The sequence below is a fragment of the Mucilaginibacter ginsenosidivorax genome, from assembly GCF_007971525.1.
GTDB classification, from domain to species: Bacteria; Bacteroidota; Bacteroidia; order Sphingobacteriales; family Sphingobacteriaceae; genus Mucilaginibacter; species Mucilaginibacter ginsenosidivorax.
In genome coordinates this window covers 3,012,097-3,026,500 of sequence record NZ_CP042437.1, presented here as the reverse complement: position 1 = coordinate 3,026,500, position 14,404 = coordinate 3,012,097, and the positions used below count along the sequence as shown (strand labels likewise).

Genomic DNA, 14,404 nt, shown 5'->3' with positions numbered 1-14,404 from the left:
CAAAATAAACAAAACCAAGTTGTTATTTGGTATTTTGGGATCACTTGCCTTTGTCTTGGGATCAATATGGATTTATTCTATTGCCGATACTCAAACAGATTGGCCCCCTTTCGTTTTGAAGGTAGTTTCAATAATGGGTTTGCTGTTTTTTGGATTAGCTATAATAATGGGCCTTAAAAAGTTGATTGATAAATACCCAGGGCTAATAATTAACGATCATGGCATCCTTAATGCTTCAGGTTTCGGCAAGCCGCAATTCATCCCATGGGAAAACGTGACCAGCGTTAGGTCGATTGAAACTGAGCACAGCAAACTGATACAAGTGTTCATAAACAATGCCGAAGAAGTGATAAGTAAACAAAGCCGGTGGAAACAAAAGTTGATGCGAATGAGCCAGAGCCGATATGGAACACCCATTTCCATCAACTGCGTAATTCTAAAAATTGATCCAGGTAGCCTGTTGCTGTTATTGATAAAAAGGCAATCTGCAGTAAATGCTTTTACTTCGCCAGCATAGCCTTTCCGCCAATATTCCCTTCAATGCCCTGCCTTCTTTTATACAAAACAAAAACACCGGTTGCCAACAGGCCAATTGCGCCTTCAATAAAAACGGCTTGCCTTGGGCCAAGTTCATTGGCCAGCCAGCCTACCATCAGGCTGCCCACGGGTATCATTCCCTGGTAGGCCATTACATAGTAGCTGATGGCCCTGGCACGCATGGCTGGTATAGCGTGTGTTTGGATATAAGTATTAATGGCCGATGTTTGTGCCATCATCCCCAAGCCGGTAAAACTCATAAATATTAGCGCAAAGGGCAATTTGCCTGCATAGGCCACCATAAGCACGCTTGCGCCAAAAATAAGGCCGGCTACTATAATTATCCTGACCAGGTTTTTATCTGTTTTTAAATTGGCCAGGTAAACAGCGCTGATAACCGACCCAATGCCCGCGGCGCTCTCAAACCAGCTAAACGTTTTAGCATCGCCGTTAAAAATGTCTTTAGCAAAAATAGGCATCAGGGTATTAAACGGTATCACAAACAGGCTGCTTACGGTAAGCATCAATATCAGGCTGCTCAGGTCGCGGTCGCCGGATACGTATTTGAACCCATCCTGCAGCTCCTGCCAGATGCCTTTTTGTGGTTTGCCAATAACAGCAGTGTTCAGTTTCATCATAAACAAACAGGCCAGCACAGGTATGTAGCTTAAAAAGTTGCCGAAGAAACAAACATCTTCGCCAAAGGTGCTTAAAATGATACCTGCCACGGCCGGCCCTGCTATACGGGCAAAGTTGGTCATGGTGGAGTTAAGGGCGATGGCGTTGGGCAGGTCGGCCTTATTGTCAACCATCTCCACCATGATAGACTGGCGGCAAGTAACATCAAAGGCATTAATAACACCCTGCACCAGGCTTAGGCCGATGATAGCCGGGATATTATAAAACTTAAACAATATTAAAAACGCCAGTGCGCCCGCCTGCAACATGGATACTACCTGCGTAATAACCAATATGCGGTAACGGTTATGCCTATCTACAATACTGCCTGCATAAGGCGCCAGGATCAATGAAGGGATAAGGCTTACAAAACTAACTATACCAAGCAATAGTGCCGACCCGGTGAGCCTGTAAACCAGCCAGCTAACAGCTGTTTTTTGCATCCAGGTACCAATGAGGGATACAGATTGACCGTAAAAAAACAGCTTGAAATTACGGTATTTTAAGGAGCGGAAAATGTTCATTTATTCAATTATAAAACAAAGCAAATTCAGGGGAGATCTTAATGTAAGACTATTGAAATTGTTTCTGATGCAAATATCAGCCTTAATGATATATTTGTAAAATAGATTGTTTTAATAGATTTGATAGATAAAAACGATTGATTATGGAAATAAGACAATTGCAGTATTTTGTTAAAGCGGCCGAGACAATGAACTTCACCGAAGCCGCTGCCGCGGTATTTATCACCCAAAGCACGCTATCGCAACAAATAAAGCAGCTGGAAGATGAGTTGGGTATGCTGCTGTTTGACAGGATTGGCCGCCATGTACGCATTACCGAAGCCGGGCACATATTTTTAACTCATGCCCGCAAAATATTAAACGAGGTACAAAACGGCAAGCAGGCCATTACCGAGCTCAATAACGCCGCCACCGGCGAACTTAACCTGGGCGTTTCGTACGCGTTTACATCGTTACTGTTGCCGGCGCTGGCCCCATTCTCCAATAAATATCCCGGTATCAAAATATTTATTACCTACGGCAGCCCCGAAGAGCTGGAAAAAAAGCTGCGGCTGGCCGAGCTGGATATGATCCTGGCGTTCCACAATCAATCCGACGATGAAGACCTGGAGATGCAGGTGCTTTTTAGCAGCAGTATTGTGATGGTGGTTGCCAAAAACAACCCGCTGGCTAAGCTGGAACAAATAAGCCTGGAAGAACTTGCCCGGCAGGAACTGATATTACCCGGCAAAGGCTTTAGCTCGCGCGACTTTATCAACGCCCTGTTTTATAAAAACAAGATAGTACCTAATATCAGGATCGAGCTGAACGATGTGCACTCGCTGTTATCGCTGATACAGGACGGCCACTGGGCAACCGTACTTAACGAAAAAGCTTTAATAGGCTGGCATAAAGTGGCCGCAGTGCCCATTATCGCCAAAGGCATCAAAAGACAATCATACATCCTGTGGCAAAAAGGCGTTTACCGCAAAAAAGCCGCCATCCTGTTTATTGAGCAACTGGTGGAGGTTATGGGGAATGAGGAGTAATTATACATCGATTGATGTTAACCATGTTAAATGTAAATTATTCATTATCAAAAAATTACAAATTAAATTCCTGAAATGTGTTAAGTTATGTTAACCCAATTTAAATGCGGTTGCCCTCATCTTAAGCCCCTGCCTGCCCCCAATTATCAATTATTTTTAGTATAATTGATAAAACAAGCCTAACGCCCCGATGACACAGCTCGCCACGAAGAATCCGCGTTTTACCATAATTTATGGTCTTATATTAACAGCTGTTTTATTCCTGTGCTTTTCGGTAGGGTCAAAAGTTTTTTCAATTTTAGCCGGCCCTGGCCTGTCGTTAGATACCAGGTTTATTATATCACGCTTATTTTTTTGGCTGTGTTTTGTAATTATCCTGGTATACGTTAGCAAAGCCGAGCGGCAACGGCTCCTGTTATGGGACGATGAACCCTATTCGGTCGGTTATTACATACTATCGGTAATTGTAATACTACTAATCATCGTATTTGGATCGGGTATTATAGGCCTCACGCTGAAACGGCTCGACCTGTTAAAATTTAGCCCGACTATTACATTAATGCGAAACATGAGCACCCCGGTAAAGTTGTTGGGCATTATTACCGCGGGCGTTTTAGAAGAATTGATATTCCGGGGCTATATGATACCCCGGTTAAAACTGTTTTTTAAAAGCGGCCACTGGCCGGTAATAATATCGTCGGTAATATTTGCATTAGGGCATTGGGGGTATGGCACTGCAATAAATGTATTGGTGCCCTTATTTATAGGCTTGGTTTTTGGCTATCACTATTACAGATACCGCAATATCAACATTCTTATAATATGCCATTTGCTGATAGATTTGAACGCCATGTTTACGCCCGATCTTATCAAACATTAACATAGGCGCTAAACAATCCTTAGCTCGCCTTAAGAAATTCGTGAAATTCGAAAAAATCCGTGCCAATTCGTGTGACTAAAATCCGCGCCAATAAGTGCGCCTATTTTTTCATCTCTTCCCTTATCGCCCGCAAAAATTCATTTACATGCTGCGATCCTATGATGTATACCATGCCATCTCTATCGGTTAAATGGACCGCATCGTTGCCGGCGGCGTAAAAGCGAATGGTGCCTTTGGTGTGCAGGTTGTATACCGGGTTATTAAACAGGTAGCGGCTGTATGAGCCCTTTTCGGCTTTTACAATGCTGTTAAGGTCAATTTTTACCACACGGGCTGTCCATAAACCGGCCAGCCGGATGCTTTTATTCTCAACGGTTGTGCTGTAATGGAGTAAAAACCCCATGATAATGGAGATGATAATAATGGCGAAACCAACCAGCACCAGCAGGTTGCCGTTATGTTCGCTTTCGTCGGTAAAAAAGTATGCGGCAAAGCAAAACATGGCCAAAACAAGGCGTATGGTAATGGGGATAAACTCCCTGCCCAGGTATTGCTTTTCTACAAATACAGTTTTCTCGTTCATGATAGTTTGTACAATTCGAAGATAGTAACTTTTTTAGTGTTATTGTTTACTTTATACCTTTCATCCAAGCGGTAACCACCCACCCAAATAATGTCGCCATTGCCGTTTACCAACAGGGGGACTTCCTGCTTTTGATGTAGTGATAGTTTCTGGTTAATGAAATAATCGCTCAGCTTTTTACGGCCTTTCATCCCCATCGGGAAAAAATAATCACCCTCGTGCCAGTTACGTATCGTAAGCGGGAAGATAAGCAAGGCAGCATCAACCGATGTAGCCATAGCATTATCCTTTACAATCAGCGGGCTGTCGTCATGCAATAAATTTAGCTTGTATGCGTCAAAATGAACTTCATGATCATTTATGCCGATAATTGCCTCCTCCGGCCCATCGGCTTTCTTTTGCTTTATGATGAGCCGGTCGCGGTCAAGCACCAGCAAATATCCTGCTGATTCAAATACCCGGCCTGAGTGCTTATCCAAAACCGACAGCACATCATCAACGGTAGTTTCGTTAAATCCGTATTGCTGTAATAACTTAAACAGCAGTAAACGGGCGGGGTTTAATTTTTTAACGTCGGCGATCAGTAAAAATGTTTCATCGACGCCTTGTCGTAGGATAGTTTCTTTTAGCTCTGCCACCTGGTTTTCCAATAGCAGCTCCAGATCGCGAAAATGTTTCAGGTTATTTTCAAACGTTTTTTCGAGCGATGGGTTAAGTTCTTTTAACCGGGGTATCACCTCGATCCTGATTTTGTTACGGGCATATTTTGCTGATGCGTTTGAGCTGTCTTCAACAAAATCAAGCTTATCATCGCTTACTGTTTTATTTATTTCATCGCGGGTTAAAAACAACAGCGGGCGTGCCAGCATGCCGTTTTTGGGCAGTATGCCATGCAGGCCGGCAATGCCGGTGCCGCGGGTAAGGTTTAACAATATAGTTTCGATAGTATCGTTTTGGTGATGTGCCAACGCAATGGACTGGTAATCATGCTGCCGGCTTAAGGTATCAAACCATTGGTAGCGCAAATCGCGGGCAGCCATCTGGATAGATATTTTGTTAGCCGTTGCATAGGCCGTGGTATCAAAATTGATGGTATGAAATGGTACCCTTAATTTTAGTGCCAGGTTATTGCAAAACTCCTGGTCGCGCAGGGCTTCATCGCCACGTAACTGGAAATTACAATGGGCTATGCCGAAATTTATGCCGGCGGCCTTTAACAGGTGGCTCATTAAAACAGAATCGGTGCCACCGCTTACAGCAGCCAAAACCTTAGTGCCGGGCGCAAACAAGGCATTTTGTTCAATAAAATTAACAAACCGGGCAACTGGTAGCATTCATCAAAATTATTAATTTAATAACCCCAACAAAAAACTAATTTTGCCCCAGTGAGAAAATACGTTTTAAGCTTTTTGTTATTGATGATGGCGGCTACCGTTATGGGCCAAAAAAAATCAATTGTAAACCTGATACAATCAGAAAGCAGCACATTTGGAAAAATAAATGGCCGGGATGTTATCAGGGTTTATAAAGGGGTTTTTAAACAGGATTATTCCATCTTAAAATCAGATAGCGCCTATTTTTATCCGCAGGACAATGCCTTTGATGCCTTTAATAATGTTAACATAAACCAAGGCGATACCCTGAATATCTTTTCAGATAAGCTGAACTACAACGGCAATACCAAAATGGCTATCCTGACCGACAATGTTAAAATGGTTGACAAGGACGCTACACTTACTACCAATTACCTGACCTATAACACGGCAACCCGCATTGGCACTTATACCAATGGCGGTAAGCTGATTAATAAGGATAATGTACTTACCAGTAAAAACGGTTATTACTTTGCGCTCTCGCGCGATTCGTACTTCAGGTATGATGTGGTTTTAACTACGGTTGATGCCGTTATTAAAACCGATACCATGAAATATAATACGGGCACCCGTACAGCTTTTTTTTACGGGCCAACCAATATTTACGGTAAAAAAGATAAAGATACTTTGTACACCGAAAACGGCTTGTATAATACTGTTACCGAGCAAGCCTTTTTCGGTAAAAAAAACCATTATAAACAGGGCACCAAATCATTAAAAGGCGATAGCTTGTTTTATGATAAGCTAAAAGGATATGGCCGCGCGGTTAAAAACATCACCTTTACCGATAGGGAACAAAAAATAACCATGAAGGGCGATTTGGCTACCTATTTTAAGGCCGATGAACGTACCATTGTTACCCAAAATGCTTACATGGTTTTGGTTACCGAACAAAAGGACACCACCAAAACAGACTCGGTGCCGCCGCCGGCACCTGTTGCCAAAAGCAAAGGCAGGGTGATGAAGGCCCCGCCAAACACCATGAAAATAACCAACATGGAAAACCTGGCCGGCAGTATTAAACCCAATGGCCTGGTTTCAAAAAAGGATTCGGCCCGGTTAGATTCCGCCGTACGCAAAATGGCGGTGCCCAATAAAACAGTTACGCCAGGCCAGATAAAAAACATTGGCAACCTAATAAACACGGCATCCCAAATAAAACCAAACCTCACAAAAAAAGATTCGGTTAAAATAGATTCGGCGATAAAGAAAGCCTCTGCACAGGTCAAAAATATCAACCCGGGCGATGCCCAAAAACAGCTGAACAACCTGGCGCAGGTAGCTGCTGCCATTAAACCAGGCGGTAAAGCCGTAAAGGGCTTACCGTTGCCTAAAGACACCGCAAAAGCTGGTAAGGTGAAGGTAGATTCGGTTTTCATGACTGCCGATACGCTGGAAACAAAAATATTTACCTATAAAGACCTGAAGCTGTACCAGGAAAAACAACGCCTGGCTTATTCCTACGTTCGGGATACATCGGCTGCTGCCCGTAAACAGATCATTGAAAATAAAAAAAATGATAAGAAACTGGTTGCCCGCCGGCTATCCATTCCGCGCGATACTACCTATCGTCACAGCGACTTCTTCGGCCACCCTAAAATAAAGGTCGATTCGGCACAGATAAAAAAAGATAAGCTATCGGCTATCCGCAAGGCGAGGCAGGACAGCGTGCGCAGGGAGGAATTGAAGCGGGATCCGGTATTTGCCCAGCGCGAAATTAATTTGAAAGATACAGCCCGGGTGAGGATGGTTATAGCTCACCACCACGCCAAATTGTTTAAATCGGATTTACAGGGCAAGGCCGATTCGATTTTTTATAGCAATGCCGATTCAACCATTCGTTGTTATGTACAGCCTATGTTTTGGACGCAAGGTTCGCAGCTGTCTGGTGATACCATTTACGTGCAGATGCGAAACAAAAAGATGGATAATATGGAACTGTTCCCTTCGGCATTTGTGGTAAACCTGGAGAAAGACGATTCGTTACATTTTAACCAGATGGGCGGCAAAAAAATGCGTGGTTTCTTTAAAAATGATAAGCTGGACAGGCTATATACGGTGGGCAATGCCGAGAGCATTTACTTTAAGCGGGATAGCGCCACCAACGTGGTTGAGGGCATTGAGCGATCATTAAGCAGCCGGATGGTGATTTCATTCAAAAACAGCAAGCTTACTAATATTCGCCTGCTTACCAAGCCCGAGAACAAGTACCTGCCGCTAAAAAAGGTGGTTGATGATGATAAGATACTGAAAGGTTTTATCTGGAAACCGAAGGACAGGCCGGTATCTAAGGAATCCATCATTCCATCTCGCCGTAAAACAGCGGCGAAGGCGGCCGGAAGCAAGGCAAATACAAAAGGCAAGCCGACTAATGTAAAAGGAGCGGCACCGGTTAAAGGCGCGCCTGCAGATAGCTTAAAAAAGCAATTGACAACGGGGAAGGATAGCTTGCTAAAGACGGATACTTCCGGGGTAAAAGGCATTAATGCAGCTAAGGATTCGGTTAAAATTCCGGCGGTAAATAAACCTGCTGTGCCGCTGAAGACGGGTAAGGATTCGGTTAAAAGTGCTGTTAAGAAGCCGGTAGCAAATTAGTGGGATAACAATATTGTTATGCCGGACGACGAAATTCAAAGCGAAATAACACGCCAGGAAAGCCCTACTAAGTTTTTTAAAACTTTGTAAGGCTGGGATTTTCATACCCATGACATATTTTTTCGGGGTGCGTGTGCCCGTCACCCTGAGCCTGTCGAAGGGCCCTTGCCCGCTGTGATTCGCCAAGCTCACCATGGCAGTCCTTTTTACGATGTCATTCCCTCTTCAGAATTTCACGAAATTTTACCACTCAGCATAATAGTCTTTTATTTTAACCTATACTTTGCCAGTTTCTGCCGCATGTATCCCCTCCTGCGCTTATCTGCCTCGGCCAGTGTTGCGGCATCGGCATAGCGGCCTTGTGTTTTGGCAATACCAATGCGTTGCGAACCGTAAATGCCCGAGTGCCCGCTAAAAAAATAGGCTGTAAAACAAGCCACCGCAAAAAACACTGCATATTGGCTGCCAAAAAGCTCAATCCCCATAAAAGTACAGGCCAGCGGGGTATTGGTTGCACCTGCAAATACCGCAATAAAGCCAAGCGCGGCAAAAAGGCCGACCGGGGCATCCATCAAAACAGATAGTGTGTTGCCCAAAGTTGCCCCAATGTAGAACAATGGCGTTACCTCGCCGCCTTTAAAGCCGCTTGAGAGGGTAACGGTGGTATAAATGGTTTTCCAAAGCCAGCTCCAGGTATCGGCGCCGCCGGCATTAAATGCCGATGGTATGGTAATTGCCCCGGCATGTTCAGCGTCGATACCAAGGCCCAGGTAGTCAGGCTTGCCCAAAAGAGCGGTAAGCCCAATGATAATTAAGCCGCCAAGCACTGGGGTAAGCCAGGGTTCTGGTACAATGGCTGCAAAAAAAGATTTTAACCCGTGTACCAGGTAAGCAAACAGGTAACTGGCCAGGCCGAAAGCTACCGACGCTAAAATGATTTTGCCAAGCAGTAAAAAATCAAAGGCCGTGTAAGCTGCATACCAATGCGGCACGCTTGCAAACACATCAATATGATAAGCTGTATGGTGAACGCCCCAGGTGGCTACGGTAACATCACCGATTATGCTGGCCATCAGGCAGGGCAGCAGGGCATTGTACTGTATGCGCCCAATGGTTAAAACTTCCATTGCAAATATGGCCCCGGTAACAGGGGTGCCAAATACAGCGCCAAAACCCGCAGCTATGCCTGCAATAAGTATAGTGCGGGTATCGGCAGGGTTTAGTTTAAACCATTTGCCAAAGGCCTGCGCTATGCTGCCGCCAATTTGAACCGCCGTGCCCTCGCGCCCGGCCGATCCGCCAAATAAATGGGTAATCACCGTGGTAAGCAATACCACCGGTGCCATCCGTTTGGGTACGCCGCAATCGGGCTGATGGATCTCGTCGATAATCAGGTTGTTCCCCTTTTCTGACGGTTTGCCCGCGAGTTTGTATATAAAATGGATAGCCACCCCGGCAAGGGGCAGTAAATATAAAAGGTAGGTGTGGGCAAACCTGAAGTGCGTAGCCCAGCTAAGCAGCCATAAAAACAGGGCCACCATGCTGCCTATAGCTATGGCAATAGGGATGATGAGCAGTGTCCACCTGAGCAGGTTTTTCACTATCGAAAAAAAATCGGACGTAAAAATGTTATCGTTCATCTTATGGCGACGCTAATTTAGTTTTAAAATTGATGGATTGTAAACGATACAGCAAATCAACACCATAAAAGCGGTGTTGGTGCTTACTGTTTGATATGCTAATAAGTAACAGAAAGGGAATCCCGACCGAGCCGGGCAATGGTATGTTTTTGAAATGGGTTTGATCGGAAATTTTTTCACCTGCAAAAAATTAGCGCGGAATATTACTCCACGGGTTAATTAAAGCAGGCGCCATCAGCTTTTTAGGGCGGTTGAGTAGGAAGACACCATTTCCTTTGAAACAAATATAATCACAAAGCATTTAAAACGGAGGTAGATTTTAGATTAATTTAACTAACTTTGTATATCAAAGTACTTTTTATTTGTTTAATTAATCGCTTGGTGATTTTCTTTTATTTAAAAATAAATTCATGCCCATTATGCAAACCGAACCTCAACTGCGCAAAAAAGTAAAAACCTGGATTATTGTATTTATTATAGGTCTGGTATTAAGCGGGATAACCGCATTTCCAATTGAAACAGAACTGGCTTACCTGGCCAATGTAACTATATCCCCGGATTTTATGCATCATTGGATAGCACAGGTTTACCTGGCAGTAAAAACAACCAATCAAAACTATCCCTACCTGAGTTATGGAACCGATTGGCTGGCATTTGGGCACCTGGTTATAGCCACTGCTTTTATTGGCCCACTGCACAATCCGGTGAAAAATATCTGGATAATTCAGTTTGGAATGATAGCATGTGTTATGGTTTTCCCGCTGGCTTTTATTGCAGGCCCTATACGCGGCATCCCGGTTTACTGGCGGTGCATCGATTGTTGTTTTGGCATTTTTGGATTTATACCGCTATACATCTGCTATCGCGATATCAAAAAGATAGAGGCATTATCCGCCTGAGCGTGGTGTTGCCATTAAGGGTGTCGAGCTTGCAATATTGCGGCTTTCCGGTATATTCGGCCTGGGGCCCGAATTTCTTTTTTGCATCCTGTTTATAATATACTGCACTATTATCCGGCCCATTTTTTGCTTGCCGGCGGTTGACAGGTGACTGTTGTTGCGGTATAATATTTTGTGCGTATGATAGTTGTCGCATACCAGGCTAAAAGGTACTACGATGGTCGAATCCTGCAGGTGCGTGTCTTTTAAAACCTCGTTTACCTGTTTGCGGTAATCATCCAGGCTGCCGGTGCTGCCGTTGTCAATCATTATCGAAGCTACCTCGTTCCTTACCTTTTTTAAAACCCCCAGGCTATCGGTAACTTCTTTAAAACCAAAATCGGGCATGGTTACAAAAACGGGCTCAATATGATCTTTAAGTAAATCGCCAATTATCAAAGAACAATAGTAGGCGTAAAATTTGGCGCCCATTTCTCCTGCAGCGTCACTTGTGCCTGCCAGTATTAAGCAATAATCAAGGTTGTGGTGCAAAATTTCGGCACTTGAATAGGGATTGCCCGGTGCGGCATACAGATTGTCGTAAATATCTTTAGTTTTTGCCTCGGGCTCACCAAACGAAATGATCTCTGTTTTGATGCCTCTCTTTAAAAATTCGTCGCTCAGGATAGAATCCAGCGAGTAGCCGCTTGCCCAGCTATCGCCTATTATTCCAATTCTTAATACATCGTTTTTGTGTCGCTTTTCGGGTATCGAACTATACCTTTTCTCTAAATAATACCGGCGGTTCATGTAATATCCAACAGCTATCGTAAAAAAGATAGCTAATAGCAGCAATAATTTTTTCCGTAGGCTCATATTGGATATTGTTGTCGTTTTTACGTGCAACGGGCAGGAAACGTTGGCTTTTCGCAAAAAAGAATCCGGTAATTTGAAACAATTTTACATATTAAAATTTGTTCACCAGGAAGTTATTTGAAAAATTTTGGTACAGCGAATAAGGATGGCGCTGTTACCCGCCGAAGAGGAAAGCATAAGCCACGTATTGGCCATGATGAGCCAATGAAACGGGCACCGTTATTTCGTTCAATCCGTCACACAAAATTGGGCAGCCGGACGGCGATTTGATGATATTCAGCTGGTCGGACTCAAAAAAAGTACCGAGTTTTTTTAAGATGAATTCCCGTACTTTTATTGATTGATATGCGGGATTGCTATTATCAATCGGCTTAACACCCCAGTATATTTTTTCGAAATTATCGCTGTTATTAACAACTGTTACAATAAAACCGCTGGTAATTACCGATCGGGAATAAAATGTATGTTGGTTAAAAGCAATGGTGCTATTATAGCAAGACTGATCATCAAACCCTTGGAATTCAATTGGCCCTTTTGTAGTGCGGGCTATACTTAAAGTGGAGGCAATATGTTCGACAACAATTTTCGAAGGGGAAAAAACAAGATCGGGATTATGCCTTTGTGCAAATTTATAAACAGACTCTTTAACCGACCACAAAAGCCATACAAAACACTCAATAGGCATACCAGCCAATTGGGGCTGGCTGTGTAATTGAGTTTCGGGGCCGGTAATGAATTTGGTGTAAAACCTTGGTTCGCTTGTTCGCTTAGTGTCGATAGCCTGGAGGTCTACAATATCATTACCGGCACTTATGATCATGTTTGCTGGTTGGTCTTTTCTTCAATTACATCAATACAGCCACCCACATTAACCATTTTATCCGCAGCATCGTAGTCTATCTCGATATTGTATTTGGTTTCTGCATCAATAATGATATCAACAAGATTGGCCGAATTGATTTTCAAGTCCTTAATAAGGTCGGTGTTTTCATCTATTGTGGCCAGGGCTTCTTTATCAAGGGTATATGGCGATAAAACTTTTTTTAGTTCAATTAAAATCTCTTGTCGTGTCATTAGGGTTAAATTTAGAAAATATTAAGCAGGAATTAACGTCGCCGAAGCCAAAATTGGCTTTAGCAACAATATTAATGTCTTTTTTGACTATCGAAACAGGCAAACGGTTTAAATTGATGTAGTTGCCTATTTCGGGATTCGGATCGTCCAGGTTTATATTAGGATGAACAAACCCGTGTTCCATTTGCAATATTGATGCCACAGCTTCGATAGATCCTGCCGCGCTCAGGCAATGGCCAATCATCGATTTAAGCGAATTCATCAGCGGAAAATCATCACCGCCGCGGCCAAGCGCTTTGCACCAGTTTTGAATTTCCTGCATATCGGCATTGGTTGCAGTAAGGTGGCCGCTAATCAGGTCAATATCGTTAGCGCTTATTTTTGAATTAGCTATTGAATCTTCAATGCATTTGATAACGCCCTGCGGGTTAGCCGCCGTCATGGAGCCGCCCATCCGCTGGCCGCCGCTGTTGGTTGAACCGCCTAATACCTCGGCGTAAATTTTTGCCCCCCTGGCCAAAGCAAATTCCAGGTCTTCTAAAACCAAAGCGGCCGAACCAGAGCCCGGCACAAAGCCACCCGCTGTTATACTCATTGGCCTTGATGCCTTTTCGGGCTGATCATTATATTTACGGGATAACACACGCATAGAATCAAACGAGCCAAATACATAGGTGTCAACATATTCGCTGCTGCCAACTAACATTCGTTTGGCGTAGCCATCTTTAATGGTTTCGTAGCCCATTAAAATAGCCTGTGTGCCGGTAGCGCAAGCCGCCGAATTGGTAATTACTTTATTACCAAGACCTAAACGACCCGATACATAGGAGGTAACCCCGCTGTTCATGGCTTGTTCCACCACACGCGAGCCTAATTTTTTGGCTTCTTTGTTGTCAACGCGGGTAATTACGTTTTTCATGGCCTCGGTATCAGATACGCTGTTGCCAAAAATACAGCCGGTTTCCCAACGGGTTTCGTCGGTATCATATTCCAGCCCGGCATCAGCCCAGGCGTCAAGCGCAGCCATAAGGCCATAACCAATATTGGTGCCTTTAAGGCCGTGAAAAACCACTTCAGATATGTAGTTTTTGGTTTTAAGATCTTCCAGTACAAAATCGGGCTTGCCCGCAACATGGCAGCTAAATTTCAACTCCTCATACAACGGCTGAAATTTAATGCCCGACACGCCATTTTGTATGGCATCAAGGAACGTGCTGATACCGATGCCGTTTGGCGATACCACGCCCATACCTGTAACAACAACGCGCCTGCTCATTTTAAGTCAATATGTTTAATAATACCTGCAAATGTGCCCCTGGCAACAATTTCCTTCTCGCTGTTCAGCATCTCGACTACGCATTTCAACTTGCCGAAACGGAAATATTGTTTTTGCGAAATAACCGTAACCTTTTGGCCGGGTAAAACCATTTTATAAAAAGAAACGTCAGTTGAGGTAAGTACCGGGTAAAGCGATGTATCGCTGGTAAAATCATTACCGGGCTCTTTCATAATTAAAAATATACCCAGCACAACCAAACCTATCTGGGCCATAATTTCGGTAATGATAACGCCTGGCGTAACCGGGTTTCCTTCAAAATGATCTTCATAAAAAAAGGCATCCTGTTTCAGCGTAAAATCGCCGGTAACCCCGTTTTCATTTAATGATGTAATGTTATCAATAAAGCGGAAGGTAGATTTGTATGGTAAATGATTAAGTATATGGTTATTCATGTTTCTA

Annotated in this window: 14 protein-coding genes and 1 riboswitch; of the genes, 5 read left to right on the top strand and 9 right to left on the bottom strand. The window is 43.7% G+C overall.

Going from position 1 to position 14,404, the window contains the following annotated elements; genetic code table 11:
- Positions 1-19 precede the first annotated feature (19 nt).
- Positions 20-517 carry an STM3941 family protein gene (locus tag FSB76_RS12585; protein WP_147053913.1) on the top strand — a complete coding sequence of 166 codons (498 nt, stop codon included), beginning with the start codon at positions 20-22 and terminating at the stop codon, positions 515-517.
- Here FSB76_RS12585 and FSB76_RS12580 read toward each other — a convergent pair.
- On the bottom strand, positions 501-1,739 hold the full coding sequence (locus FSB76_RS12580) for an MFS transporter (protein WP_192910148.1): 1,239 nt from the start codon (positions 1,737-1,739) through the stop codon (positions 501-503). The genes FSB76_RS12585 and FSB76_RS12580 overlap by 17 nt on opposite strands.
- A gap of 143 nt (positions 1,740-1,882) precedes the next feature.
- On the opposite strand from FSB76_RS12580, the gene FSB76_RS12575 reads away from it, so the two are divergent.
- Entirely contained in the window at positions 1,883-2,767 is an 885-nt protein-coding gene (locus FSB76_RS12575; RefSeq protein ID WP_147053912.1) for a LysR substrate-binding domain-containing protein, read from the top strand.
- A gap of 190 nt (positions 2,768-2,957) precedes the next feature.
- Positions 2,958-3,647 carry a CPBP family intramembrane glutamic endopeptidase gene (locus tag FSB76_RS12570; RefSeq protein WP_147053911.1) on the top strand — a complete coding sequence of 230 codons (690 nt, stop codon included), beginning with the start codon at positions 2,958-2,960 and terminating at the stop codon, positions 3,645-3,647.
- 100 nt (positions 3,648-3,747) lie between these two features.
- Here the strand turns inward: FSB76_RS12570 and FSB76_RS12565 are convergent, their stop codons facing one another.
- Together FSB76_RS12565 and tilS are read right to left on the bottom strand one after the other, a co-directional pair.
- Positions 3,748-4,230 carry a hypothetical protein gene (locus tag FSB76_RS12565; protein WP_090651482.1) on the bottom strand — a complete coding sequence of 161 codons (483 nt, stop codon included), beginning with the start codon at positions 4,228-4,230 and terminating at the stop codon, positions 3,748-3,750.
- Positions 4,227-5,564, bottom strand: a complete 1,338-nt coding sequence (tilS, locus tag FSB76_RS12560; RefSeq protein WP_147053910.1) for a tRNA lysidine(34) synthetase TilS — start codon at positions 5,562-5,564, stop codon at positions 4,227-4,229. Before tilS ends, FSB76_RS12565 begins: the two co-directional genes overlap by 4 nt.
- Positions 5,565-5,615: 51 nt before the next feature.
- Between tilS and FSB76_RS12555 the strand changes: the two genes are divergently transcribed.
- Positions 5,616-8,198: an OstA-like protein gene (locus FSB76_RS12555; RefSeq protein WP_225976494.1), complete on the top strand. Its 2,583-nt coding sequence runs from the start codon at positions 5,616-5,618 to the stop codon at positions 8,196-8,198.
- A gap of 266 nt (positions 8,199-8,464) precedes the next feature.
- On the opposite strand, the gene FSB76_RS12550 is transcribed toward FSB76_RS12555, so the two are convergent.
- The gene (locus tag FSB76_RS12550; RefSeq protein WP_147053909.1) at positions 8,465-9,838 is read right to left on the bottom strand and encodes a voltage-gated chloride channel family protein; all 1,374 of its coding nucleotides are present in this window, start codon (positions 9,836-9,838) and stop codon (positions 8,465-8,467) included.
- Positions 9,839-10,056: 218 nt separating this feature from the next.
- Positions 10,057-10,121: riboswitch (Fluoride riboswitch) on the bottom strand.
- Between the two features lie 136 nt (positions 10,122-10,257).
- Between FSB76_RS12550 and FSB76_RS12545 the strand changes: the two genes are divergently transcribed.
- A complete protein-coding gene (locus FSB76_RS12545; RefSeq protein ID WP_147060962.1) occupies positions 10,258-10,737 on the top strand; it encodes a hypothetical protein in 480 nt (159 codons plus the stop codon).
- On the opposite strand, the gene FSB76_RS12540 is transcribed toward FSB76_RS12545, so the two are convergent.
- The 5 genes from FSB76_RS12540 to FSB76_RS12520 all read right to left on the bottom strand — a co-directional run bounded on the left by FSB76_RS12540 (position 10,726) and on the right by FSB76_RS12520 (position 14,397).
- Positions 10,726-11,592 (bottom strand): SGNH/GDSL hydrolase family protein, encoded by an 867-nt coding sequence (locus FSB76_RS12540; protein WP_147053908.1) that lies wholly within the window; start codon positions 11,590-11,592, stop codon positions 10,726-10,728. The two genes, FSB76_RS12545 and FSB76_RS12540, sit on opposite strands and share 12 nt — an antisense overlap.
- Before the next feature lie 154 nt (positions 11,593-11,746).
- Positions 11,747-12,412 (bottom strand): 4'-phosphopantetheinyl transferase family protein, encoded by a 666-nt coding sequence (locus tag FSB76_RS12535; RefSeq protein ID WP_147053907.1) that lies wholly within the window; start codon positions 12,410-12,412, stop codon positions 11,747-11,749.
- Positions 12,409-12,666, bottom strand: coding sequence for an acyl carrier protein (locus tag FSB76_RS12530; RefSeq protein ID WP_147053906.1), 258 nt, complete (start codon positions 12,664-12,666; stop codon positions 12,409-12,411). Before FSB76_RS12530 ends, FSB76_RS12535 begins: the two co-directional genes overlap by 4 nt.
- Complete coding sequence (locus FSB76_RS12525) at positions 12,641-13,942, bottom strand: beta-ketoacyl-[acyl-carrier-protein] synthase family protein (RefSeq protein WP_147053905.1); 1,302 nt, start codon at positions 13,940-13,942, stop codon at positions 12,641-12,643. The genes FSB76_RS12530 and FSB76_RS12525 overlap by 26 nt, the downstream gene beginning before the upstream one ends.
- Positions 13,939-14,397 (bottom strand): 3-hydroxyacyl-ACP dehydratase FabZ family protein, encoded by a 459-nt coding sequence (locus FSB76_RS12520; protein ID WP_147053904.1) that lies wholly within the window; start codon positions 14,395-14,397, stop codon positions 13,939-13,941. Before FSB76_RS12520 ends, FSB76_RS12525 begins: the two co-directional genes overlap by 4 nt.
- Positions 14,398-14,404: the final 7 nt, after the last annotated feature.

What these genes read in the sequence shown, in the direction of transcription:
- FSB76_RS12550 (WP_147053909.1), bottom strand. Translation starts at nt 9,838, where the DNA reads ATGAACGATAACATTTTTACGTCCGATTTTTTTTCGATAGTGAAAAAC.
- FSB76_RS12525 (WP_147053905.1), bottom strand. Translation starts at nt 13,942, where the DNA reads ATGAGCAGGCGCGTTGTTGTTACAGGTATGGGCGTGGTATCGCCAAAC.
- FSB76_RS12520 (WP_147053904.1), bottom strand. Translation starts at nt 14,397, where the DNA reads ATGAATAACCATATACTTAATCATTTACCATACAAATCTACCTTCCGC.
- FSB76_RS12565 (WP_090651482.1), bottom strand. Translation starts at nt 4,230, where the DNA reads ATGAACGAGAAAACTGTATTTGTAGAAAAGCAATACCTGGGCAGGGAG.
- FSB76_RS12535 (WP_147053907.1), bottom strand. Translation starts at nt 12,412, where the DNA reads ATGATCATAAGTGCCGGTAATGATATTGTAGACCTCCAGGCTATCGAC.
- tilS (WP_147053910.1), bottom strand. Translation starts at nt 5,564, where the DNA reads ATGCTACCAGTTGCCCGGTTTGTTAATTTTATTGAACAAAATGCCTTG.
- FSB76_RS12545 (WP_147060962.1), top strand. Translation starts at nt 10,258, where the DNA reads ATGCAAACCGAACCTCAACTGCGCAAAAAAGTAAAAACCTGGATTATT.
- FSB76_RS12580 (WP_192910148.1), bottom strand. Translation starts at nt 1,739, where the DNA reads ATGAACATTTTCCGCTCCTTAAAATACCGTAATTTCAAGCTGTTTTTT.
- FSB76_RS12530 (WP_147053906.1), bottom strand. Translation starts at nt 12,666, where the DNA reads ATGACACGACAAGAGATTTTAATTGAACTAAAAAAAGTTTTATCGCCA.
- FSB76_RS12540 (WP_147053908.1), bottom strand. Translation starts at nt 11,592, where the DNA reads ATGAGCCTACGGAAAAAATTATTGCTGCTATTAGCTATCTTTTTTACG.
- FSB76_RS12575 (WP_147053912.1), top strand. Translation starts at nt 1,883, where the DNA reads ATGGAAATAAGACAATTGCAGTATTTTGTTAAAGCGGCCGAGACAATG.
- FSB76_RS12570 (WP_147053911.1), top strand. Translation starts at nt 2,958, where the DNA reads ATGACACAGCTCGCCACGAAGAATCCGCGTTTTACCATAATTTATGGT.